A 20,903-nucleotide genomic window follows, 5' to 3' on the forward strand; every position below is an offset into this window, starting at 1 on the left:
CGATGGCAGAAAAAGATCAGGACAAAAAAATAAAGACCGCGGTTGCTCTCGGATACGATCCGAATGAGAACGGGGCGCCCGTAGTACTTGCTTCCGGAAAAGGCGCGCTTGCCGAGAAAATTATCGAACAGGCGCAGGAAAATAAGATTCCCGTGCATGAGGACAGTAAGCTTGCGGATACACTTTCAAAGCTTGAGATCGGTGAGATGATCCCGCCTGAATTATATGAAGTTGTAGCGGAGGTCCTTGTCTTTGTAGATGCGATGGATAAGATAAAGGCAAAGGATAAGACCAGAAGATGAATAAAAGAGATGTAGGAACTTTTTATGAAGATATCGCGGCTGAATATATCAGAAATAACGGCGGCAAGATCGTAAAGAGAAATTACAGGTCAAGACAGGGCGAGATAGACATTATTGCAAGAGACGGCGATTATCTTTGCTTTGTTGAAGTAAAATACAGGGCCGGGGATAAATACGGAGATGCGCTTGAGGCAGTAGGCTTTGCCAAGCAAAAGGCCGTTTGTAAAGCTTCTAAAGTATATATCCGCATGAACGGAGGAGATTTTGATATGCCAATGAGGTATGATGTAATTGCGGTCAATGCTTCCGAAAATGGTATGTGTAATGTAAAATGGCTAAAAAATGCTTTTGAATATGTTTTGTGATATGGAGAAATAAATGATCAGATATATAGACATCAAGAGATGTGGCAATGAAAAGACAATGGAACTTAGAGAAAATAAAGGTGTTCACTACCTTGTTTTTCCGAAAATAGAAGAACTTGGGATTGTAGACCATCTCTTTAGTACAAGGCTCGGAGGAGTTTCGAAAGGCTGCTTTTCCGAAATGAATCTAAGTTATACCCGCGGAGATGAAAAAGAAGCCGTGGATGAAAATTACAGGAGAATATCCGATGTTCTGGGGCACGGAAGAAAGCTCGACGATTTCGTATGCACATTCCAGACACATACGGTCAATGTTATGAAGGTTACGGAAGAAGACAGAGGCAAAGGCCCTGCTAAGCTTCGCGACTATACGGATATAGACGGACTTATAACCAATATTCCCAGAATTATTCTGTCAACCTTCCACGCCGATTGTCCGCCGGTATTTTTTATAGATCCGGTCAAAAGAGCTATCGGCCTTTCACATTCGGGCTGGAAAGGCACTAAGGGTGAGATCTCGGCAAGGACAATTGAAGCAATGACAAAAGAATACGGAACTGATCCCAAAGACCTTATCTGTGCGGTAGGCCCTTCAATATGCGGTGAGTGCTACGAGATCGGTGGAGACGTTGCCGATGAATTTGCTGAAAATTATACGCAGGAAGAGCTTGAAAGAGAAAATATACTCGTTCCTTATCCCAATGGGAAATTCAGGCTGTATCTGTGGAATGCGATAAGATATACACTTATTAAGAGCGGCGTAAAAGCTGAGAATATTCTTATTACAGATATCTGTACCAGATGTAATCCGGATCTTTTGTTCTCACATAGGGTACACAAGGATAACAGGGGAAATCTGTGTGCGTTTTTGTCACTTAAGGATGATTTGGATTGATTTTGTGAGGTTAATATGGAAAACATTTTAGTATGTGATGATGATAAAGAAATAGTAGATGCCATTGAGATCTATCTTGAACAGGAAGGATTCAGAGTCTACAAGGCATATGACGGAATAGAGGCGATAGAAGCCATGAAGAAAGCTGAGATACAGCTTGCAATCGTTGATATCATGATGCCGAGAATGGACGGAATACATTTTGTGAAGGAACTTAGGAAATTCAGTACAATTCCCGTAATTTTTCTTTCTGCCAAAAGTGAGGACTCCGATAAGATACTCGGTCTTAATATCGGTGCGGACGATTATGTTTCCAAGCCGTTTAATCCGCTTGAACTTGTTGCAAGAGTCAAATCCAATATCAGAAGATACGTGTCTCTTGGACGTATGGAAGAAAAAGAGAATGTCTATTCCTCAGGCGGACTTGTTATTGATGATAATTCAAAGGAGTGTTTCGTTTACGGCGAGAGCATAAGGCTTACACCTATTGAGTACAATATTCTTGCGTTTCTTGTAAAAAATAAAGGAAAAGTATATTCGATCAATCAGATATATGAGCAGATATGGCATGATTCTGCGGTATGTGCGGACAATACAATAGCCGTTCATATCAGACATATTCGTGAAAAAATTGAGATCAATCCAAAGGATCCAAAATTCCTTAAAGTTGTCTGGGGTGTCGGATACAAGGTTGAGGATGAAAATATATGAAGAAACAAGGCTTTAAATATAGCGTGATGATACGCATTTTTCAACATATATTGGCTGCCTTTGTTGTTTTTATTGTAATTTCTGCGGTTGTGGGAACAAGCGTTGTTATTAATAGTGCGGGAAAAGATATTTCTTACAATCTCTATGAATCTGACAGAAGTAGAAGTTATGAGGAATCATATCTTTTTAATAATATCTTTGGAAACAATATGTCCAATGTGTTCAGGCTTGTTGCGGAAAGGACGCAGCTTGAAACAAAGGGACAGTATGACGGCAAGAAAGTTATTGATGTTACTGCATATGTGAGTAAGGGAAGCGTTCTTCCCGGAGATTATATCACGGCAAATTACTATCTTTCGGATCTTTTAAACTGGGGAAAAAGCGGATTTGAATATAAAAAGATGAAGTTCACCCCGGAAGACAGTAAGGCGTTTCTTAGCAGAACTACGACATATACGCATCTTAACAACAATGTGATTTCGGGAGGTATGAATTCATATCTGAGCTCCCAGCTTGATGACAACAGCTTTACGTTTCCTATTTCTGCAAGTACGGATCCGGAAGGCGGCGAATATAATATTCTTACGACTAGATATAAGACCACTGACGGTAAGGAGATTCAGAATCTTGTTTCGACCTGGGAAGATTACAATCTTTTGGCGTCTTATGTCGATGAATCGGCAAATAATCTTGTACTTAACTTTACGGAGTACAGCAAGCTTATAAATTATTACAGCTATCAGAATTCCAATCTCAGATATTACATTACGAGGATGATAAACGGCAAGACTGAAGTATATACAAATGTAGAAGACCTTAAGGAAGAGATTCCGGGAGTGGACGTTCTTGAGAGATTCAAGAAGTATGGAAAGTATATCTATTATTGTCCCTATGAGCTTATGTATGATACAAATACGCTCATAAATGAAAATACCGTCAGATCTGTGATCAAGACATACAGTTATGCATATCCAGATCAGATTAAAGTATATATTGCTGTTGATACCAATGGATATCCTGCATCGGATGACTTTTCCAAGGGAAAAGCCAGCTTTTCGAAGTATATGCCTTATCGCAGCCAGCTCTATATTGTATGCGGCTTGGCGGTACTTTTATATTTGATTCTTTTCACTGTATATATCGTAAAGATTCCTGTGAGAGAAAACGCAGATTGCAATCATAAGAGAATAGGCACAGAGCTTTTGATAATCCTGTGTATGGCGATAATGGCTGTTCCGTTTGTTATTGTCGGCATTGTGATCAATGTCTGGCATGTGAATTTCGGAAGGATATTAAGGCACGTTCTTTTTCCGTATTATGGAATCATATCTTCGGTTGTTATCGATATCGGCCTTTTATCACTTGTTTACGGACTGGTGCAGAAGGGAAAAGATACCGTTTTATGGGAAGACAGTGTACTTAAGAAGATAGTTGCCCTTTTCAGAAAAATGATATTAAATACCACAAATAACACAAGCGTGATCGTAAGGACCTGGATTCCGTATGTTCTTTTTGTGGTCATAAATTTCCTGCTGTTTAAGATAGGGATTCTCGGCATTGTTATTGCCGGATTTTTGGATACTTTGGTAGGACTATATTTATACAGGCAGAACTTTGACAGAGAAGGAATTATCCATGTTATCGAGAATATCAAAAAGGGCGATGTGAGTGCCAAAGTTGATGTAAGCGAACTTCATTCCGATAATATAAGCCTTGCGGAGGCGGTTAATTCAATCGGTGAAGGAATTAAGATTGCTGTAAATACCAGTATGAAGGACGAAAAACTAAAGGCGGATCTTATAACAAATGTCTCACATGATATTAAGACACCGCTTACTTCCATCATCAATTATGTCGACCTCATCAAACGGGAAGATATAGATAATGAGAAGGTAAAAGAGTATGTTGAAGTTCTGGAGTCCAAATCCCAGAAACTTAAACAACTTACGGAAGACCTTGTTGAGGCGTCCAAGATAAGTTCGGGTAATATAAGCATTCAGCTTGGAAAAATAGACTTTGTCGAGTTTATAAATCAGACTATAGGTGAGTTTTATGAGAAGTTCGAAACGAAATCCTTAACTTTGATATTCAAGCATGAAGAGCAGAGTATGTGCATCAATGCTGATGCAAGACATTTGTGGAGAGTTGTAGAGAACCTCTTAAATAACGTTTGCAAATATGCTCTCTCGGGAACCAGAGTTTATATGGATATGGCCTATATTAAAGAGGGTGATCGGAAAAAGAAAGTTGAGTTTTCTGTAAAGAATATTTCCGAAACTGAGCTTAATATCGGCGTTGATGAACTTACCGAGAGATTTATCAGAGGTGATGAGTCCAGAACGACGGAAGGAAGCGGGCTTGGGCTTTCTATAGCAAAGAACCTGACTATCGCGCAGGGCGGAGAGTTTGAGATAAAGCTTGACGGAGACCTTTTCAAGGTAGTTATTTCTTTTGAGCATATGGAATAAAAAGATTAAACAGAATCAAAAATCTCCGGCTTTTCAAATAACATTGAAGAGCCGGAGATTTATTTTATGATCAGTCGAACAATTCATCGGGAGTCTTGCATCCGGAATTGTACTTGCTTACGATTTCACGAATCTTGTCTGTAGGCATATTTACGCTTGCCAAAGTAGCATCGTGATTAAGGAAATCAATTATGGTTGCGAGGAACTTACCCATATCGGCAATAAAGAGATACGGTCTTGTTGTGATCTCGGGATCCATATATGTAAGGTTTGTTGTTATAACGGCATCGAAGTATTTCTTCTCATAGCCTTCATCGAACTTATCCATTCCGTTAGTGAAAAGACCGAATGTAGTGCAGATGAATACTCGTTTTGCACCCATGTTCTTGAGCTGCTTGGCTGTATCTATCATACTTGAGCCGGATGAGATCATGTCATCGATTATGATAACGTCTCTTCCTGAAATGTCTGAACCGAGGAATTCGTGTGCAACGATAGGATTGCTTCCGTTTACTACATGAGCATAGTCACGTCTCTTGTAGAACATTCCTGTGTCAGCACCGATAACGTTGGCAAAATATACAGCTCTGTCAAGAGCGCCTTCGTCAGGGCTGATAACGGTGAGATGATCCTTGTCTACGATAAGATCGTCTATATGTGAGAGCAGAGCTTTCATGAACTGATATGAAGCAAGGAAATTATCAAAGCCTCCGAGAGGTTTTGAATTGGAAATCCTTGGATCGTGAGCATCAAAAGTAATGAAATTGGAAATGCCCATGTCATAGAGCTCTTTAAACATCTGGGCCGCATCAAGAGATTCCATGCCGTTTCTCTTGTGCTGTCTTCCTTCATATAAGAAGGGCATGATTACATTGATTCTTTTGGCCTTGCCTGTCAGGGCACCGATAACTCTCTTAATATCCTGATAGTGATCGTCGGGAGATTTGTGATTTATGTAATCATACATTTTATAAGTAATGCTGTAATTGCATATATCAGTGAGAATATACACGTCGTTTCCGCGGACGCTTTCATTGATCGCAGCCTTTGCTTCGCCGCTTCCGAAACGGTTAAGACAGTAGTTTATCTTGTAGCTGTCCTTGACATATCCGTGAAAAGCAGGGTCGTTCTCAGGCATTTTGTAAAGATTGTGGCGAAACTCCGAAATATAATGATCTACGCTGTCTCCCAGCTCTTTTGCTGAGTCCATAACGATCAAATTAAGCGGAGCAACCGGAATAGATGTTTCCAGTATAGAAAAATCTGGCATATTTGTTCCTTTCTTCGGAATCTGAAGTTTGTATTTTCTGAAGCATTTAACTTCCTATATTGTTTTATCATTATGCTTACTGACAAGTCAAGGAATTTCATATATAATACTTTATTGGGGTAATCCTGCAGAATATGAGGTTATTTTTTTAATGGTTTCAAAAAAAGGGCACCTTATCGGCAGAGTCGAAGAGGGCAGCATTGCCGAAGAACTTAATATTGAGCCGGGTGACAAATTGCTCAAGATCAACGAACAGGAGATCAAAGATATTTTCGATTATCAGTATCTTGTTCAGGACGAGCATTTGGAAGTCCTTATCGAAAAGGCGGATGGAGAGGAGTGGATCCTTGACATTGACAAAGAATTTGATGAGGATCTCGGAATAGAATTTGATAACGGGCTCATGGACAATTACAGATCTTGTAGCAATAAGTGTATCTTTTGTTTCATAGATCAGATGCCAAAGGGGATGCGCGATACTTTATATTTTAAAGATGATGATTCCAGACTTTCTTTTTTGCAGGGCAATTACGTCACATTGACTAATATGTCCGATTCGGATATCGACAGGATCCTTAAGTATCATCTTTCGCCCATCAATGTTTCTTTTCAGACAACCAATCCTGAACTCAGATGCAAAATGCTCGGAAACAGATTTGCCGGGGAAGCTCTTAAGAAGGTGGACAGGCTGTGTGCGCCCGGAACGGGAATTGAGCTCAACGGTCAGATTGTTCTGTGCAAGGGCGTAAATGACGGGGCGGAACTCGAGAGATCAATATCCGATCTTACGAAATATATTCCGAATCTTCAAAGCGTATCGGTTGTTCCTGTCGGGCTGTCCAAGTACAGAGACGGTCTTTACCCTCTTGAGCCTTTTGAGAAGGAAGATGCCTGCAATGTCATAGATATGATAGAAAAGTGGCAGAAAAAAGTGTATGATGAGCACGGCATTCATTTCATCCATGCTAGTGACGAATGGTATTTCCTTGCGGGAAGAGAGTTTCCCGAGGCCGAGCGCTATGACGGATATATTCAGTACGAGAATGGCGTAGGCATGATGAGACTTCTTCTGGATGAATACGGAGAGGCGCTTTACGCACTTACAACCGGCCATGCAGATGAGCTTAATTCCATAAAAAGAGAAATCTCACTTGCGACGGGAAGACTTGTTTATCCATGCATACAGCAGATTGCTGAAAGAGCGATGGGAGTTTGCCCCGGGCTTAAGGTTCACGTATATGAGATAGTCAATGAGTTTTTTGGCGAAAGGATCACTGTTTCGGGACTTCTTACCGGACAGGATATTATAAAGCAGCTTAAAGGCAGGAGACTTGGAACAACGCTTTACCTTCCCGAGAATCTGCTTAGAAGCGGCGAAGATTATCTCCTTGATGATGTTAAGATAGGAGATATAGAAAAAGAGCTTGATATAAAGATTGGAATATCAAAGTGCGACGGTCATGAACTTGCGGCAGTACTATTCGGTGTTCCGGTCGATAATACATATTAAAAAGGAAAATACATGAGCAGAAAAAATATAGTAGCGGTGGTCGGAAGACCAAATGTCGGAAAATCAACACTCTTTAATGCTCTTGCGGGAAGCAGGATTGCCATAGTGCAGGACACTCCCGGTGTTACAAGAGACAGAATTTACCAGGATGTAGAGTGGCTTAATCATAGCTTTACTCTTATCGATACAGGTGGTATCGAGCCTGATTCAAAGGATATTATTCTCTCACAGATGAGAGAGCAGGCACAGATTGCCATAGATACGGCTGATGTTATCGTATTTATGGTTGATGTTAAACAGGGACTTACCGATTCTGATTCCAAGGTTGCGGATATGCTCAGAAGATCGGGAAAGCCTGTTGTTTTGTGTGTAAATAAGGTGGACAGCTATAGCAGGGATTCACTTGATGTATACGAGTTTTATAATCTTGGAATAGGTGAGCCTTTCCCTATTTCTGCGGTTAACAAGCTTGGAATAGGTGATCTTCTTGAGGAAGTTGTAAGCCACTTTAGCAAAGATTCCACAAATGATGAGGAAGATGATACTACCAAGATTGCCATTATCGGTAAGCCCAATGTAGGAAAATCATCAATTATCAATAAGCTTATCGGGGAGAACAGACTTATCGTTTCCGATATTGCAGGAACAACAAGAGATGCCATTGATACGGAAGTTAAATACAACGGCAAGAAATATACATTTATTGATACGGCCGGACTTCGCAGAAAGAGTAAGGTCAAGGACGAACTTGAGCATTACATGATCGTCAGAACAGTCGGAGCCGTTGAGAGAGCCGATGTAGCCATTCTTGTTATCAACGCCGAGGACGGTGTTACCGAACAGGATGCGAAGATCGCCGGAATAGCTCATGAGAGTGGAAAAGCTGTTATCATTGCTGTAAATAAATGGGATCTTATCGAAAAGGACAATCATTCGGTTAAGGAGTTTACCAAGAATATCAGAAATACTCTGGCATTTATGAATTATGCGGAGATTATCTTTATTTCTGCGCAGACAGGCCAGAGACTTGTTAAACTCTATGAGATGATCGATATTGTAAGTGAGAATCACGCTCTAAGAGTTTCTACGGGTGTTCTCAACGAGATCATGACTCAGGCAGTTGTAATGCAGCAGCCACCGAGTGACAAGGGCAAGATATTAAAGCTTTACTACATCACTCAGGCTTCGGTTAAACCGCCGACTTTCGTTATCTTCGTAAATGACAAGAAGCTTATGCACTTTAGTTATACGAGATATATAGAGAATCAGATCAGAGAAGCATTCGGATTTAAGGGTACGCCCCTTAGATTTATTATAAGAGAGAGAAAAGAGGATAAGTAACATGGAAAGAGTAGTTTGTTTGATTGTGGGATATGTATTCGGCCTGTTTCAGACAGCAGTTTTATACGGGAAAATGAAGGGCGTTGACATCAGAAATGTCGGAAGTAAAAACGCCGGAACAACAAACACACTCAGAGTTATGGGAGCTAAGGCAGGACTTGTAGTTTTGCTTGGAGATATGTTCAAATGTATTTTTGCCATAATCCTTACTTATTTCCTTTTTGGCAGAAGCAATCCGGATCGTAGATATTTTTATATGATCTATACAGCTGCAGGTGCCGTACTTGGTCACGATTTCCCGTTCTTCCTTAAATTCAAGGGCGGAAAGGGAATCGCCTGCACAGCTGGATATATCATTTCCATGGGATGGAAGTTCGTTCTTGTAGGATTGATAGCTTTTTTTGGCCCTTTCAATGTCACACATTTTGTATCACTCAGCAGTCTTTGCCTTTATACATGTTTTTTGATCCAGTATGTGATCTTTGGACAGCTTGGATTTTTGGGCAACCTTCCGCAGAGTGAGCTCAATGAAATGTATGTGATAGTTGCGCTTCTTACCGCGCTTGCTTTTTATCAGCACAGAGGCAATATCAAGAAGCTTATTTCAGGTACAGAGAGAAAGACTTATATTTCAAAGAAGAATAAAGTCGACTGATCAGGAGGATAAATTTTTTGGGTATACAAGTTGGTGTAATTGGTGCAGGAAGCTGGGGTATCGCGCTTTCTTATGTATTGGCAGGTAACGGGCATGATGTTACCGTCTGGTCCAGAAGCGATTCGTCAGTGGCGAAGCTTAGGGAATATCACGGAAACGAGGAGAAACTTCCCGGCGTAAAGCTTCCGGAATCGGTTAAATACACATCAAGTATTGAAGAAGCCGTAAAGGATAAGGATATTATCGTTGTCGTTGTTCCTTCGGCTCATATGCGTGAAACAATAAGGCTTATGAAGCCTTTCATTAACGAGACTGAAGAACACAGACAGATAATCGTAAATTGCAGTAAGGGAATCGAAGAAGATTCGCTTATGGTCATGTCTGATGTCATTCTCGATGAGATACCGGGATGTAATGTATGTGTTCTTTCAGGCCCCTCTCATGCGGAAGAAGTCGGAAAGAGCATGCCTACTACACTTGTAGTCGGTGCTTTTGAAAAAGAGATTGCTAAGTACATTCAAAATGTATTTATGAATAACTTCCTCAGAGTATATATCAGTCCCGATATGCTCGGTATTGAGATCGGAGCTGCGCTTAAGAATGTGGTGGCACTTGCTGCAGGTATCGCTGACGGTTACGGCTGCGGTGACAATGCAAAGGCTGCGCTCATTACAAGAGGAATTGCCGAGATTTCAAGACTCGGAATGGCAATGGGCGGTAAATTTGAGACCTTTTCAGGTCTTTCAGGAATCGGAGATCTGATCGTTACATGTGCATCAATGCATTCAAGAAACAGACGCGCAGGTATCCTTATCGGACAGGGTAAGTCTTATCAGGAAGCCATGGATGAAGTAAACATGGTTGTTGAGGGCGTCTACAGTGCGAAAGCTGCACTTAAGCTCGCTGAGAAGTATGAAGTTGAGATGCCGATAATCATGGCGGTAAATGATATTTTATTTGCCGGCAAGCCTCTTCAGGAAGCTGTGCAGGATCTTATGATGAGAGATAAGAAGACTGAAAACAGCATGCTTGAGTGGTAAAAGAATAAGAATTGGTTGATCTGTCGCTTTTCAAAAGGAAGTGCTTTTGTAATGCTTGACATGAAAACGTTTTTTAATTAGAATCTGTTAATAGATTAAACATAAAAAGGCTATGATCGGAATAAGTAAGATTCGCAAGCTGACAACAGAGAATTGCCGGGTGGTGAGAGGCGTATGTTAAGGGCGATGATGAATACCTCCGTGAGCTGCAGAGCAGAATGTTATATACGTAGTAGGCTCTGACGGGACTGACCGTTATATCGGAAGAGTATCGCTTGTTATAGTAATGAGCCGTACTTGCTGAGGCGTGTAGTGTGAGCTGCATGCGAATGAAGGTGGTAACACGAATTATTCGTCCTTCGCAATCAGAGATGTGATTGTGAAGGGCTTTTTTTGTGCAGAGCACTTAGCGAGGTATTTTCGAGCTTAGTGCGAGCCATGGGATGTACTTAACGAGGTTATATCGAGTTTAGTACATATCCCAATACATAGAGCACTTCGCAATCGGAAAAACAGGAGGAAAAGAGATGAAGATTTATGAAGAATTGCAGGCCAGAGGCCTCATCGCTCAGACTACTGACGAAGAGAAAATCAGAGATCTTGTAAATGAAGGAAAGGCAACTTTCTACATTGGATTTGACTGTACAGCTGATTCACTTACAGCAGGTCACTTCATGGCACTTACACTTATGAAGAGACTTCAGATGGCAGGAAACAAGCCTATCGCTCTTATCGGTGGCGGTACAACAATGATCGGCGATCCTTCGGGAAGAACCGATATGCGTAAGATGCTTACAAGAGAAGATATCGATCACAACGCAGCTTGCTTCAAGAAACAGATGGAGAACTTCATTGAGTTTGGTGAAGGCAAAGCTATGATGGTAAACAACGCAGATTGGCTCCTCAATCTTAACTATGTTGAGCTTCTTCGCGAAGTAGGTGCATGCTTCTCGGTAAACAACATGCTCAGAGCTGAGTGCTACAAGCAGAGAATGGAAAAAGGTCTTTCATTCCTTGAGTTTAACTACATGATTATGCAGTCATACGACTTCTACTACATGTTCCAGAAGTACAACTGTAACCTTGAGTTTGGTGGAGACGATCAGTGGAGCAACATGCTTGGCGGAACAGAGCTTATCAGAAGAAAGCTCGGTGAAGATGCACATGCTATGACAATCACACTTCTTACAGACTCTCAGGGTAAGAAGATGGGTAAGACAGCAGGAAACGCAGTATGGCTTGATCCAAATAAGACATCACCTTACGATTTCTACCAGTACTGGAGAAATGTATCTGATGCAGACGTTGATAAGTGCATCAAGATGCTTACATTTATTCCTATTGAAGAGATTCTTGAGATGGAGAAATGGGATCCTTCAAGAGTTAACGAGAAGAAAGAAATACTCGCATTCGAGCTCACATCACTTGTTCATGGAAAAGAGGAAGCTCAGAAAGCTCAGGATGCTGCAAAAGCTCTTTTTGCAGGCGGCGGAGACATGGCTAATGTTCCTTCTGTTGCTCTTAAAGAAGAGGACTTCAGAGATGGAGTTGTTGATATCCTTCAGGTTCTTGTATCTGCAGGACTTTGCAATACAAGAAGTGAAGCAAGACGTGCTGTTGAGCAGGGCGGCGTAACCGTAGCAGATGAGAAGGTTACTGATGTAAAGACAACCTATAACAAAGATTATTTCGCAGATGGCGTAATGGTCAAGAAGGGTAAGAAGTCATTTAAGAAAGTTACAGTATAAATTATCGAAATTGCTGTGCAAATTAGCACAGCAGTTTTTAAATAATACGAGAAAATTGCGTTTCTATTACATGATAATCAAATATGAAAGAGGCACATGTGAAGACCAGATTTATAACATTATTGTCCGTTGTACTTATGTTGGCGGGATGCGGAAAGATAGAGGAAGGAAATGCAAATGCATTGGAGAGTGCATCTAATGCGAACGCAGCATGTACGGAAACTTCAGTTGAGGAAACTAAAGCAGTTACTTTTGCACCGGAAGAACAGCTTGCTGTTATTGAGAATTCTTTTGACATATGGAAAGAAAACAATGACGATATAAATGCTGTAAAAGATTACATAGAGACAAAGTATGCAATAGCAGACATGGACAAGGACGGTTACCTTGAAGTGATAAAGGAAACATATGGAAAGGTATCATCTGAAAAGGATGAAGTCTCTGCATTTACTACGTTTTACGAAGTTACCGAGGAGCATTCGATTGAACAATTAAATATGGACAGTTTCAGAAAACTTAAGTTTGAGCCTGCTGTATTGAGAAATGAAATGTTGGATATAATAGATGACAATACATATAGGGTGTATTCGGTTGATGAACATGACATGCATGAATATTATAGGTTGTCTTTTGATCATAACAGTGTGATTCTTGATAAATTTAATGATGAGGAGCAGGGAGATTATTATGATGTTATTTCATCTAACGAAATGATTTCTGTTTTCAAAGAAGTTAACAGCGAAACATTAAAAACATCTTATGATAAGCACTATCAGAGGAAAAAAGAGGATAAGACCGGAAATTACACAGACTTTTTGAACAATGAAATAAAGGCAAAAGTTGATTGTGATGATTATATGTTTGAGAGTGAAGAAAAAGAGGAATATAGTCTGGAGGAGTTGAAAAATCTTGCAGCTAATAATATTTACAGTGGTGAAGGTAGTTATGATTTTGACTACGGGTATATAGACTGTGGATGTGACGGTGAAAATGAATTGGTAATAAATATAGGCAGGGGCTGTGAGACTTATAGCTTTGTTTTAAAAGACGAAGGCGACGGACTTTTTATACGATATATTGCTGAAGATGCTGATAAATTCTGGGAAGATATATTGAAAGACGGTTATGTCTGCGGATTTGGAAAAGGTGGAGCTTCGCTTGCTATGTATGATTATGGCTTTCTTGATAAAGATGCGAGATATCATGTTTTTTATACTTGCCTATATTATCTGGCGCTTGACGCTGGAATGGCAGGCATAAAGGATCAAGAGGTGCTCGACGATAATCAGCTTCTTGTTTACAGTTTTGAGAGGTTTAAAGATGGTAAAGAAGAAGGATCTATGTGTTTAGATGGTTGTTTTGCTGATCCGGAGATAAAAAAAGCGTTCATTGATGATGGTTATAAATTCTATTCAAAAAAAGAGATTAAAGAACGGCTATTAAAAAGAGCTGATGAGATCGGTATCAGTAAGTTGGGCATAGATGAATGGCGAGATGACATTAACAGGGAGTTTGACGATGATGAGAATTAATGGCTAGAAGTTATATAAAAGAGTAACTGTTAAGAAAAAATTACATTTTCGAGAGTTTTATATGAAAGAGATTATTGCGTCTAATTGGCATAATAATCTCTTTTTTGTTAATACTGTGGCGTTAAAATGAAAAAAGCCATTGATTTAATATTAAGTATATGTTAATATGTTAATGCATTATTGATGAATGATTAATGTATTCGTAATTGGATATGAATATAGAAAAGTTTTGATTTGGTATTTTGGAGGATATAAATGGCACAGGATAGAGAGTGGTTCTTTAATACTTTTGATTGTGCGCCTATGAAGGTTTCATTGGTTAATAATAGATTTGTTTCAGTAAATGACGGTCCACAGATTAAGTTAAAGGATATCAAGGCGGTTGAAAGTAATCTTGCTGAGAGAGTATTTGATGTTCCATTGGGAAATGGTGAAATTGCAAAACTTTGCATTATGAACAAGCAGATTCTTACATATAACGGAAGAAATGTAGAAACAGGTCAGAAATATTCACCGCTTGAATTGCCTGATTGGGTGTATATTTTTGTTGCTTTATATGTACTTAACTTTATATTTATTCTTCAAGGAGCTTTGGGTGGAGCTTTTGCAGCACTAGGCGCGGTTATCACTTCAAAGTTCGCCGGTGATAAGTATAAATCAACGGGCAAAAAGGTTATTTTGAGTGTACTTCTTTTGCTTGGAATTTCATCAGTATCTTTGGTACTGAAATTAATTGCGATCGAAGCATTTAAGCTTTGACATAAATTTTTTTGATAACTTACATGAATAGGATGTTGCGCTAACACGATCGGTGCAACGTCCTATTTAATTAAAAGCAAGATGTTCAAAGGGGCATTATATGAAGCGTTTGATCAGTTTAATGGAAAAGATGACAATTAGAATACTTTTCTTTGGGGTACCGGCAGTGGCGTTAGGTATTTCTTTTTTCCTGTTTACCAAAAGGCCGGGAGAAGTAAATATTACAGACAGAGATGGGAATATTGTGGGGGATATTAAAGTTGGTGCTATTGAGCATCCCTATGGTGAAGACTATTTGGATGACGAAATCAATCCCGATTATATTGTTTTGTACTCTAATTCAAACAGATGGCCTGAACATTCGCCGTTTTATAAAAAGTATTATGGTTTTGTAAATTTGGAAACAGGTTTTATTTCTGATGATATTTATGTAGATTTGCTGGCTTTCGGAGAGGATGGACTTGCATGGGATTATAAGGGGCATTTTATTGATGAAAGCGGTAATGTTTCAATAACGATTGACAATTTTACAGAAAAATATTCGTATGTGGATAATCCGCGAAAGTTCTTTTTGAACTCATTTTATAAAGTTGATTGGAACCAATATTACAAATATGAAGACAAAATGACATTGCGCGATTCATCTGACATATTCAGCAGATATACTTCTAAGATGAATATTGGAGATTTTGATGAATGCGGGCTTTTGGCTCTGCCTACAGACAACGGTTATATATACATAGACAAAAACGGAAAACAAGCAATTGATAAGACCTTTGATCTTATGCCCGGTCCGTTTAATTCTTATGGCTTAGCTGTTGTAAAAACGGAAGCTGATTATTCGCATAGCGAACCGGCAGTAATTAATAAAAGCGGTGAATATGTAATCGAACCCAGTGATTACTTTTGCTATATATTTGATGGTGAAAATAAGATTATTAAGGCATATTTTGATGAATTTAACGATGAGCATGATATTTATGATTTTAACGGAAATAAACTGGAGAAATGAAGATGGAAAAATGTAAAGAAAAGGGACTGATAATATATAGTGTAGGTATCTTGATCGTGACGTTTTTGGAGTTTATACTGCCGTACAGACCGGGAATACTGAACATTATTCTTCATGTTCTGATGTTTTCAAAGATTCCGCTTACGTTTATTGCTATTTTAAATTTGGTATATAAAAACAAAGAAGCAGAACTTGCAAATCCTGTTTTGGCATTTGGCATATTATTTATATTATTTGTGGTGGATTTTGTTTCTAATATATTTTGTATGTTTAATTTCTATTCTGCAGATGAAGCTCTATTGAAACTGGATCTTCGTTATTTCTTTACGCTGTTTGTTTTGGAGTTCTTAATTGAGAGCATTGCGTTTTTATCTTTTCTGATTAAATTTGCTTCGATAGGAAAATGCGTAATATGGGCAGGTTTATCAGCTTGTATTTTTATTGCAATCATCACAAAAGGGGAAGGCGAAATGGGTGAATTTTCCAGGCTTTTTGCTATTATCGCATTACCGGCCCGAATAGCTATGCAATATGGACTGGGGTGTGAGGTGGCAGATATGAAAATTCAACCGGATGTTGAAACAGAAGAGGTTAAATAATGAGTATAGATAATGATTATGTAAAATTGCAAAGCGTTAATACTTTTATAAAATTAAATACAAAGCAGAATTCAATTGGACGCAATAATAGAGCTTATATAGCAGATTCCTTTTTGCGGGTTAAAGAGATTGAACTTGATGAAGAAGAAAAAAAATTTGGTTTTTCAATGGCGTGGATTGGTTTTGATTTTATAACCGGTGTTCCTAAAACTATGAGGATACGTCCAATGAGCTATGGATTTTTTATGGACGGAGAAAGTTGGTATCAAGAAACAACATATGAAAGATTAAATAAAGAAACCGGATTAAATATTAACAGTACAAACTTCAAAGATTTCATTCCTAAAGAAGTTATGGATGATTATAATGAAAACCTTAGATGCGAACCTATGATGATCGAGGCGGATAATTGCGTGATGCGTAATCAGCATATTATCGATTATATTTTTGTATCTCATCATCGCAGATTTGGAGCCAGTTTTGCTGCTGTTGGTCGATTTGGTGACGGTTTTCATGCTTTTTATATCGCAAACTGTGAAACAGGAAAGACTATAATTCCGATGAATACGTCATCTTTGCCAAGTTTGGTGAATATAAATAAAGCTTTGGAAATAAAATCTGATTTTAAAGTTTTTGACAGAGTGCTGACTTATGAAGAATATAGCTTTTTTGCCAATAGGTTCTTCGCTATCGGAGATGATCCGAACAATACAACCAATGATATATACGGTGCTACTACAGCACATTACGAATACTCTGTTGATGGACAGTGCGTAAGTCGCGAGATCAACACAGTTTTTTCAGAGGAAACTGAGAACCTGATTTCGGATATAGCTGAGAAGGGGATTGTTACAGTAAGAGGGGAAACTGAAGAATAAAATGATATGTGGTAATATTCTTATTGACTCTCACATTGTGTGAGGGATTATTGTTGTAGTGAGCTCAAGAAAAACATCCATGGAGGAAGAATAATGCTAAAAATAGGAGATTTTTCAAAATTATCCAGAGTAAGTATCAGGATGCTTCGCCACTACGACGATATCGGACTTCTGAAACCGGCTGAGATTGATGAGTTTACAGGATATCGGTACTATCATGAACAGCAGCTTTTTGCAGTCGGAAGGATCACTGCATTAAAAGATATGGGCTTTGCCCTTGCGGATATAATAAAGATTCTCGATAGCTTCGATGATAAAGAGAAAGTGGACGCTTTTCTTTCTGAGAGGCAGAAGGAACTGACCAAGCTTTCAAAAGAGACGGAGTATAAACTGATGCTTCTGGATACGGCCCGAAAGAGGCTTAGAAAGGAGCAGAATATGAGTTTTGATGTAACAGTAAAGACGATACCTGAGAGATATGCAGCAACAGTTCAGATGGTGGTTCCGCATTACGAAGATGAAGGAATGCTTTGGAACGCAATGAGGAGCGAATGTACGGATTTAGTGCCCGCAGAACCTTGCCTTGCAGCCGCAGAATTCCTTGATGATGAGTACAAGGAAGAAAATGTAGAGATTATCGCATGGATGACTGTTAAAAAGAACGGCACCGACACTGAACATGTTAAGTTTAAGATGCTTCCCGCAGTCAAGGTTGCAAGCTGCATCGTGAAAGGCAGTTACGACCAGATCGGTGATGCATATGCTACGGTAGTGTCGTGGTTAAAGGAAAACGGCTATAAGATGAGCGGTCACATGTTCAACATTTATCATGTGAGTCCTGCCCAGACACAGAATCCTGACGAATATGTGACAGAGGTTTGCTTTCCGGTGGAATGATATAGATTTTGAGGCTGCTACGTTTAGGCGTGGCAGTCTTTACAACGTTTATGAGACGAGAATATATAGGTTTCTATAAACAAGCTAAATGATTTTGTAGTGAGGTAATATGTAATGGATGCAAATATGGAAAATGATATGTCTAAAGCGATAAATGAGAGTGACAATAGAGATAAAAATGCTTCGTACTGGTATGTGGTGCAAACAATAATATATCCGATTTTGATCATTCTTTTTCTTCTTCGGGAAGAAGAAAAAGAAAACGGAGTCATTGTATTTTCGTTTGTTATATTGGGAATTTTGATGGCAAGATCGGCATATAGAATTGTTAATTATATAAAGCATGAAATGTCGATTTTTATGATCGGTGTAGATATTACTTTTTCCGATATGTATAAAAATAATTTCAACAATGCAATATTAGCATATCGTGCTCTTGTAGGGGTTTGTTGTGTTGATGCTTTACTTGCACTTATCAAAGTATTTAATAGTGACTTTATGGCTTTTGTGCCTTTATTGGTTTTGACGGGAATATTTAAATTTGTTCTGGATGCTTATGGGACGTCTAAATTGTTTGCTACTCATTCGTACGCTGATGATGGAGTTTCACAATATGACACTAGATGGAAGGTTACAATTACAACGTTTATTATCATATTGTCAATTTTATTTTTTGCTTCACTTTGGACTTTATCTGATTTTTATTATTATGATATTTTTACAGAAAATATTGTTTTAGTTTTGGGAATAGGTGTTTTTTCATACGGAATATATTTGGGGTATAGAATGGATTATACCAATAGATTGCAACAATTGATCAACAGAATTGAAAAGAATGATGGATCATTTCAAGAACCGATGTGATGTAAGTAGGTGATGGTAAGGGATGAAAAACATTGATAAAAAGCGGAACGTGTATAGAAAACGAAATATGATCATGATTTTTGTGATGCATATTCTGTTGTCATCTTTTCTTGTTGGGTGTGAGAATAAGTCGTCAATGTGGTTGGGAACAGATATTTTAAATACGGTAAGGCTGAAAAGTATTATTATAACGGACAAGATATATTTGTGGCTCTGACGGAAAATGGAATAGAATTTTTTGATGAAGAGATGAATTCTATATCGAGCATTCCCTATAGTTGGACGGAAGATGATCGTATTATTTGGATTATGGATGCGCCGGGAGATAACGGATTATTTCCAATATTAGATAAAAGAAATGGCAAATGGGGATATATGAATTTTTCCGGAGAAATGGTGATTCAATCCAAGTATGACGTTGTAGAGCCTTTTTTTGAAGGTAAGGCGTTTGTAAAAGAATCGTATGAAGGTAACTATTCAATTATCAATGAAAAAGGTGAGATTTTAGAAGCTGATGTTTCTAAAGAGCGTTTTGATAGTTGGTATAAAAATAAATGCGAAGAAGAAAAAAATTTATCAAGTGATACCGGGGTGTATGAGCTTATTCATAAAGACTGAAAAGGAAAATATATTTGTAAGATGAAAAAGAGAAATATTTTTTTTATATTCATGATTGCTGCAGTTACGGTAATGATCCATATAGGAGGTGGAACAGTATATAAGGCATTTGAGAGATCACATGATGGCAGAGTTAATGTAAATATTCATCAGATGAGAAATCTTCGTCAGAACTCAAGATCACTTCATACGTCTGCAGCGGGACAATACATTAGAACTATAAACAGATGGGATAGAGATCCTATTCTATATATTGGTACAATTAAAGGAGATTTACCTATTCTTTTTTACAATAATGAGAAAGGAAAATATGGATATGTCAATCGGAACGGCAAAGTGGTAATTGAAGAAGAATTTAAAGAAGCATTAGAATTTAATGATCTGGGTATAGCAATAACTTCAAAAGGGGTTATTGATACAAATGGCAATGTAATCGTTTCCGGTTCTGAAAATGGGGATGAACAGAGGAACATATATAGAATGTACTATGTTGATGAAGAGAATCGGGTTATTTTCTGCAGATGTGATCAAAATTCCAGTCTATTTATAGTTTCAGATTTCTCCGGAAATAAAAAGGCCCAAATATCTGAAGCTCAGTTTAAAGATTGTGTATTTAGTGAGTATTCGGAAAAAATATTTGATACCGATAAAGTTAGAGCTTTAAAAGAGTCTTTGGGATTGGAGAATTAATGGCTATGAAGATTTTTAAGTCAATATCGGCATACTTTGAATATGAGCCGCTATTAGCTTATATTCTGGTGGTTTCTTTTTTGGGCGTATGCGAGTTTTTAAATAGCATTATATCTTTGTTTCCGATTGAAGTTCTTTTTCTTATCGGAGTACTGAGAGCGTATGTTGCATTTAAGATTGTAAAATACTTGAAAAAAACCTTCCCAATGATAGAACAAAAGGAAGGACAGGTGAAGATTAATGCAGGTTATAAGAAGGCTTATAAGGTTGCAATAATTGCATATTCTGTATTATTTATTGTGTGCAGTGTAGATGTTGCAAGTTCAGCAGTTTCTGCAATTTGCGGTTTATATGCAAATGTGCCGCTTTATCTTATATGTTTGGCATTGGAATATATCCTTGATGTGGTTGGAATAACATGTTTATTTATGGCACATCTAAATAGTGAGACTACATTTCGGCTTGATCCCTGGTGGATTATATCAAATATTGTAATAATCCTATGTTCTGTAGATGTATTTCTTTCAATGTTGGGTATACATGAGATGACATTTAAAGTTACTACCTTTTTGTTCTATGTGTTTACTACAGTATTTTGGGCTATGAGAGTAATGTATGCGTTCCGAATACAGGATGAAATAGCATTAATTGCGATAAAAGAGACGAATGGCTGATTTGTATGAAAAACAGTATTAAAAAACATATTCGCCGTATCGGTATTGACAAACCGATACGGTAGTTTTATATTA

At 38.4% G+C, this 20,903-nt stretch carries 21 protein-coding genes and 1 other annotated feature; of the genes, 20 read left to right on the forward strand and 1 reads right to left on the reverse strand.

Annotation, left to right across the window (positions count from 1 at the left end):
* The first annotated feature begins 2 nt into the window (after window positions 1–2).
* Genes T356_RS0101060 through T356_RS20030 form a run of 5 tightly spaced genes read left to right on the forward strand, consistent with a single transcriptional unit; the run spans window position 3 to window position 4,741 of the window.
* The gene (locus tag T356_RS0101060; protein WP_026512886.1) at window positions 3–302 is read left to right on the forward strand and encodes an EscU/YscU/HrcU family type III secretion system export apparatus switch protein; all 300 of its coding nucleotides are present in this window, start codon (window positions 3–5) and stop codon (window positions 300–302) included.
* Window positions 299–667 (forward strand): YraN family protein, encoded by a 369-nt coding sequence (locus T356_RS0101065; RefSeq protein ID WP_026512887.1) that lies wholly within the window; start codon window positions 299–301, stop codon window positions 665–667. Before T356_RS0101060 ends, T356_RS0101065 begins: the two co-directional genes overlap by 4 nt.
* Window positions 668–680: 13 nt before the next feature.
* Complete coding sequence (gene pgeF, locus T356_RS0101070; RefSeq protein ID WP_035780089.1) at window positions 681–1,562, forward strand: peptidoglycan editing factor PgeF; 882 nt, start codon at window positions 681–683, stop codon at window positions 1,560–1,562.
* 15 nt (window positions 1,563–1,577) lie between these two features.
* On the forward strand, window positions 1,578–2,273 hold the full coding sequence (locus T356_RS0101075) for a response regulator transcription factor (RefSeq protein ID WP_026512889.1): 696 nt from the start codon (window positions 1,578–1,580) through the stop codon (window positions 2,271–2,273).
* Window positions 2,270–4,741: a sensor histidine kinase gene (locus tag T356_RS20030; protein WP_051563060.1), complete on the forward strand. Its 2,472-nt coding sequence runs from the start codon at window positions 2,270–2,272 to the stop codon at window positions 4,739–4,741. The genes T356_RS0101075 and T356_RS20030 overlap by 4 nt, the downstream gene beginning before the upstream one ends.
* 70 nt (window positions 4,742–4,811) lie before the next feature.
* Here T356_RS20030 and T356_RS0101085 read toward each other — a convergent pair whose 3' ends face one another.
* On the reverse strand, window positions 4,812–6,011 hold the full coding sequence (locus T356_RS0101085) for a ribose-phosphate pyrophosphokinase (protein ID WP_026512890.1): 1,200 nt from the start codon (window positions 6,009–6,011) through the stop codon (window positions 4,812–4,814).
* 151 nt (window positions 6,012–6,162) lie between these two features.
* Here T356_RS0101085 and T356_RS0101090 point away from each other — a divergent pair, with 151 nt between their 5' ends.
* From T356_RS0101090 to T356_RS0101160, 15 genes are all read left to right on the forward strand, one after another.
* Window positions 6,163–7,521 carry a DUF512 domain-containing protein gene (locus tag T356_RS0101090; RefSeq protein ID WP_026512891.1) on the forward strand — a complete coding sequence of 453 codons (1,359 nt, stop codon included), beginning with the start codon at window positions 6,163–6,165 and terminating at the stop codon, window positions 7,519–7,521.
* A gap of 12 nt (window positions 7,522–7,533) precedes the next feature.
* Window positions 7,534–8,862 (forward strand): ribosome biogenesis GTPase Der, encoded by a 1,329-nt coding sequence (gene der, locus T356_RS0101095; protein ID WP_026512892.1) that lies wholly within the window; start codon window positions 7,534–7,536, stop codon window positions 8,860–8,862.
* Window position 8,863: 1 nt separating this feature from the next.
* A complete protein-coding gene (gene plsY, locus T356_RS0101100; RefSeq protein ID WP_026512893.1) occupies window positions 8,864–9,517 on the forward strand; it encodes a glycerol-3-phosphate 1-O-acyltransferase PlsY in 654 nt (217 codons plus the stop codon).
* Between the two features lie 17 nt (window positions 9,518–9,534).
* The gene (locus tag T356_RS0101105) at window positions 9,535–10,557 is read left to right on the forward strand and encodes an NAD(P)H-dependent glycerol-3-phosphate dehydrogenase (protein ID WP_155838936.1); all 1,023 of its coding nucleotides are present in this window, start codon (window positions 9,535–9,537) and stop codon (window positions 10,555–10,557) included.
* Between the two features lie 103 nt (window positions 10,558–10,660).
* Window positions 10,661–10,920: a binding site (T-box leader), on the forward strand.
* A gap of 164 nt (window positions 10,921–11,084) precedes the next feature.
* Window positions 11,085–12,305 (forward strand): tyrosine--tRNA ligase, encoded by a 1,221-nt coding sequence (gene tyrS / locus T356_RS0101110; protein WP_026512895.1) that lies wholly within the window; start codon window positions 11,085–11,087, stop codon window positions 12,303–12,305.
* Between the two features lie 98 nt (window positions 12,306–12,403).
* A complete protein-coding gene (locus tag T356_RS0101115) occupies window positions 12,404–13,837 on the forward strand; it encodes a hypothetical protein (protein WP_155838937.1) in 1,434 nt (477 codons plus the stop codon).
* 255 nt (window positions 13,838–14,092) lie between these two features.
* Complete coding sequence (locus T356_RS0101120) at window positions 14,093–14,596, forward strand: hypothetical protein (RefSeq protein WP_026512897.1); 504 nt, start codon at window positions 14,093–14,095, stop codon at window positions 14,594–14,596.
* Window positions 14,597–14,696: 100 nt separating this feature from the next.
* A complete protein-coding gene (locus tag T356_RS0101125) occupies window positions 14,697–15,608 on the forward strand; it encodes a hypothetical protein (RefSeq protein WP_026512898.1) in 912 nt (303 codons plus the stop codon).
* 2 nt (window positions 15,609–15,610) lie between these two features.
* Window positions 15,611–16,207, forward strand: coding sequence for a hypothetical protein (locus T356_RS0101130; RefSeq protein ID WP_026512899.1), 597 nt, complete (start codon window positions 15,611–15,613; stop codon window positions 16,205–16,207).
* Window positions 16,207–17,085 carry a hypothetical protein gene (locus tag T356_RS0101135; RefSeq protein WP_026512900.1) on the forward strand — a complete coding sequence of 293 codons (879 nt, stop codon included), beginning with the start codon at window positions 16,207–16,209 and terminating at the stop codon, window positions 17,083–17,085. The genes T356_RS0101130 and T356_RS0101135 overlap by 1 nt, the downstream gene beginning before the upstream one ends.
* Window positions 17,086–17,178: 93 nt before the next feature.
* A complete protein-coding gene (locus T356_RS0101140; protein ID WP_026512901.1) occupies window positions 17,179–17,982 on the forward strand; it encodes a MerR family transcriptional regulator in 804 nt (267 codons plus the stop codon).
* Between the two features lie 114 nt (window positions 17,983–18,096).
* A complete protein-coding gene (locus T356_RS0101145; RefSeq protein ID WP_026512902.1) occupies window positions 18,097–18,846 on the forward strand; it encodes a hypothetical protein in 750 nt (249 codons plus the stop codon).
* A gap of 138 nt (window positions 18,847–18,984) precedes the next feature.
* The gene (locus tag T356_RS0101150; RefSeq protein ID WP_026512903.1) at window positions 18,985–19,464 is read left to right on the forward strand and encodes a WG repeat-containing protein; all 480 of its coding nucleotides are present in this window, start codon (window positions 18,985–18,987) and stop codon (window positions 19,462–19,464) included.
* Between the two features lie 21 nt (window positions 19,465–19,485).
* Window positions 19,486–20,154: a WG repeat-containing protein gene (locus T356_RS0101155; RefSeq protein WP_026512904.1), complete on the forward strand. Its 669-nt coding sequence runs from the start codon at window positions 19,486–19,488 to the stop codon at window positions 20,152–20,154.
* Window positions 20,154–20,828 carry a hypothetical protein gene (locus T356_RS0101160; protein ID WP_026512905.1) on the forward strand — a complete coding sequence of 225 codons (675 nt, stop codon included), beginning with the start codon at window positions 20,154–20,156 and terminating at the stop codon, window positions 20,826–20,828. Before T356_RS0101155 ends, T356_RS0101160 begins: the two co-directional genes overlap by 1 nt.
* Window positions 20,829–20,903 lie beyond the last annotated feature (75 nt).

Origin of the sequence: Butyrivibrio sp. LB2008, assembly GCF_000621565.1 — a bacterium.
Lineage (GTDB): Bacteria > Bacillota > Clostridia > Lachnospirales > Lachnospiraceae > Butyrivibrio.

What these genes read in the sequence shown, in the direction of transcription:
- T356_RS0101145 (WP_026512902.1), top strand. Translation starts at nt 18,097, where the DNA reads ATGGATGCAAATATGGAAAATGATATGTCTAAAGCGATAAATGAGAGT.
- T356_RS0101135 (WP_026512900.1), top strand. Translation starts at nt 16,207, where the DNA reads ATGAGTATAGATAATGATTATGTAAAATTGCAAAGCGTTAATACTTTT.
- T356_RS0101085 (WP_026512890.1), bottom strand. Translation starts at nt 6,011, where the DNA reads ATGCCAGATTTTTCTATACTGGAAACATCTATTCCGGTTGCTCCGCTT.
- T356_RS0101060 (WP_026512886.1), top strand. Translation starts at nt 3, where the DNA reads ATGGCAGAAAAAGATCAGGACAAAAAAATAAAGACCGCGGTTGCTCTC.
- der (WP_026512892.1), top strand. Translation starts at nt 7,534, where the DNA reads ATGAGCAGAAAAAATATAGTAGCGGTGGTCGGAAGACCAAATGTCGGA.
- T356_RS0101140 (WP_026512901.1), top strand. Translation starts at nt 17,179, where the DNA reads ATGCTAAAAATAGGAGATTTTTCAAAATTATCCAGAGTAAGTATCAGG.
- T356_RS0101090 (WP_026512891.1), top strand. Translation starts at nt 6,163, where the DNA reads ATGGTTTCAAAAAAAGGGCACCTTATCGGCAGAGTCGAAGAGGGCAGC.
- T356_RS0101125 (WP_026512898.1), top strand. Translation starts at nt 14,697, where the DNA reads ATGAAGCGTTTGATCAGTTTAATGGAAAAGATGACAATTAGAATACTT.
- plsY (WP_026512893.1), top strand. Translation starts at nt 8,864, where the DNA reads ATGGAAAGAGTAGTTTGTTTGATTGTGGGATATGTATTCGGCCTGTTT.
- pgeF (WP_035780089.1), top strand. Translation starts at nt 681, where the DNA reads ATGATCAGATATATAGACATCAAGAGATGTGGCAATGAAAAGACAATG.
- T356_RS0101130 (WP_026512899.1), top strand. Translation starts at nt 15,611, where the DNA reads ATGGAAAAATGTAAAGAAAAGGGACTGATAATATATAGTGTAGGTATC.
- T356_RS0101160 (WP_026512905.1), top strand. Translation starts at nt 20,154, where the DNA reads ATGGCTATGAAGATTTTTAAGTCAATATCGGCATACTTTGAATATGAG.
- T356_RS0101065 (WP_026512887.1), top strand. Translation starts at nt 299, where the DNA reads ATGAATAAAAGAGATGTAGGAACTTTTTATGAAGATATCGCGGCTGAA.
- T356_RS0101120 (WP_026512897.1), top strand. Translation starts at nt 14,093, where the DNA reads ATGGCACAGGATAGAGAGTGGTTCTTTAATACTTTTGATTGTGCGCCT.
- T356_RS0101155 (WP_026512904.1), top strand. Translation starts at nt 19,486, where the DNA reads ATGAAAAAGAGAAATATTTTTTTTATATTCATGATTGCTGCAGTTACG.
- T356_RS20030 (WP_051563060.1), top strand. Translation starts at nt 2,270, where the DNA reads ATGAAGAAACAAGGCTTTAAATATAGCGTGATGATACGCATTTTTCAA.
- tyrS (WP_026512895.1), top strand. Translation starts at nt 11,085, where the DNA reads ATGAAGATTTATGAAGAATTGCAGGCCAGAGGCCTCATCGCTCAGACT.
- T356_RS0101075 (WP_026512889.1), top strand. Translation starts at nt 1,578, where the DNA reads ATGGAAAACATTTTAGTATGTGATGATGATAAAGAAATAGTAGATGCC.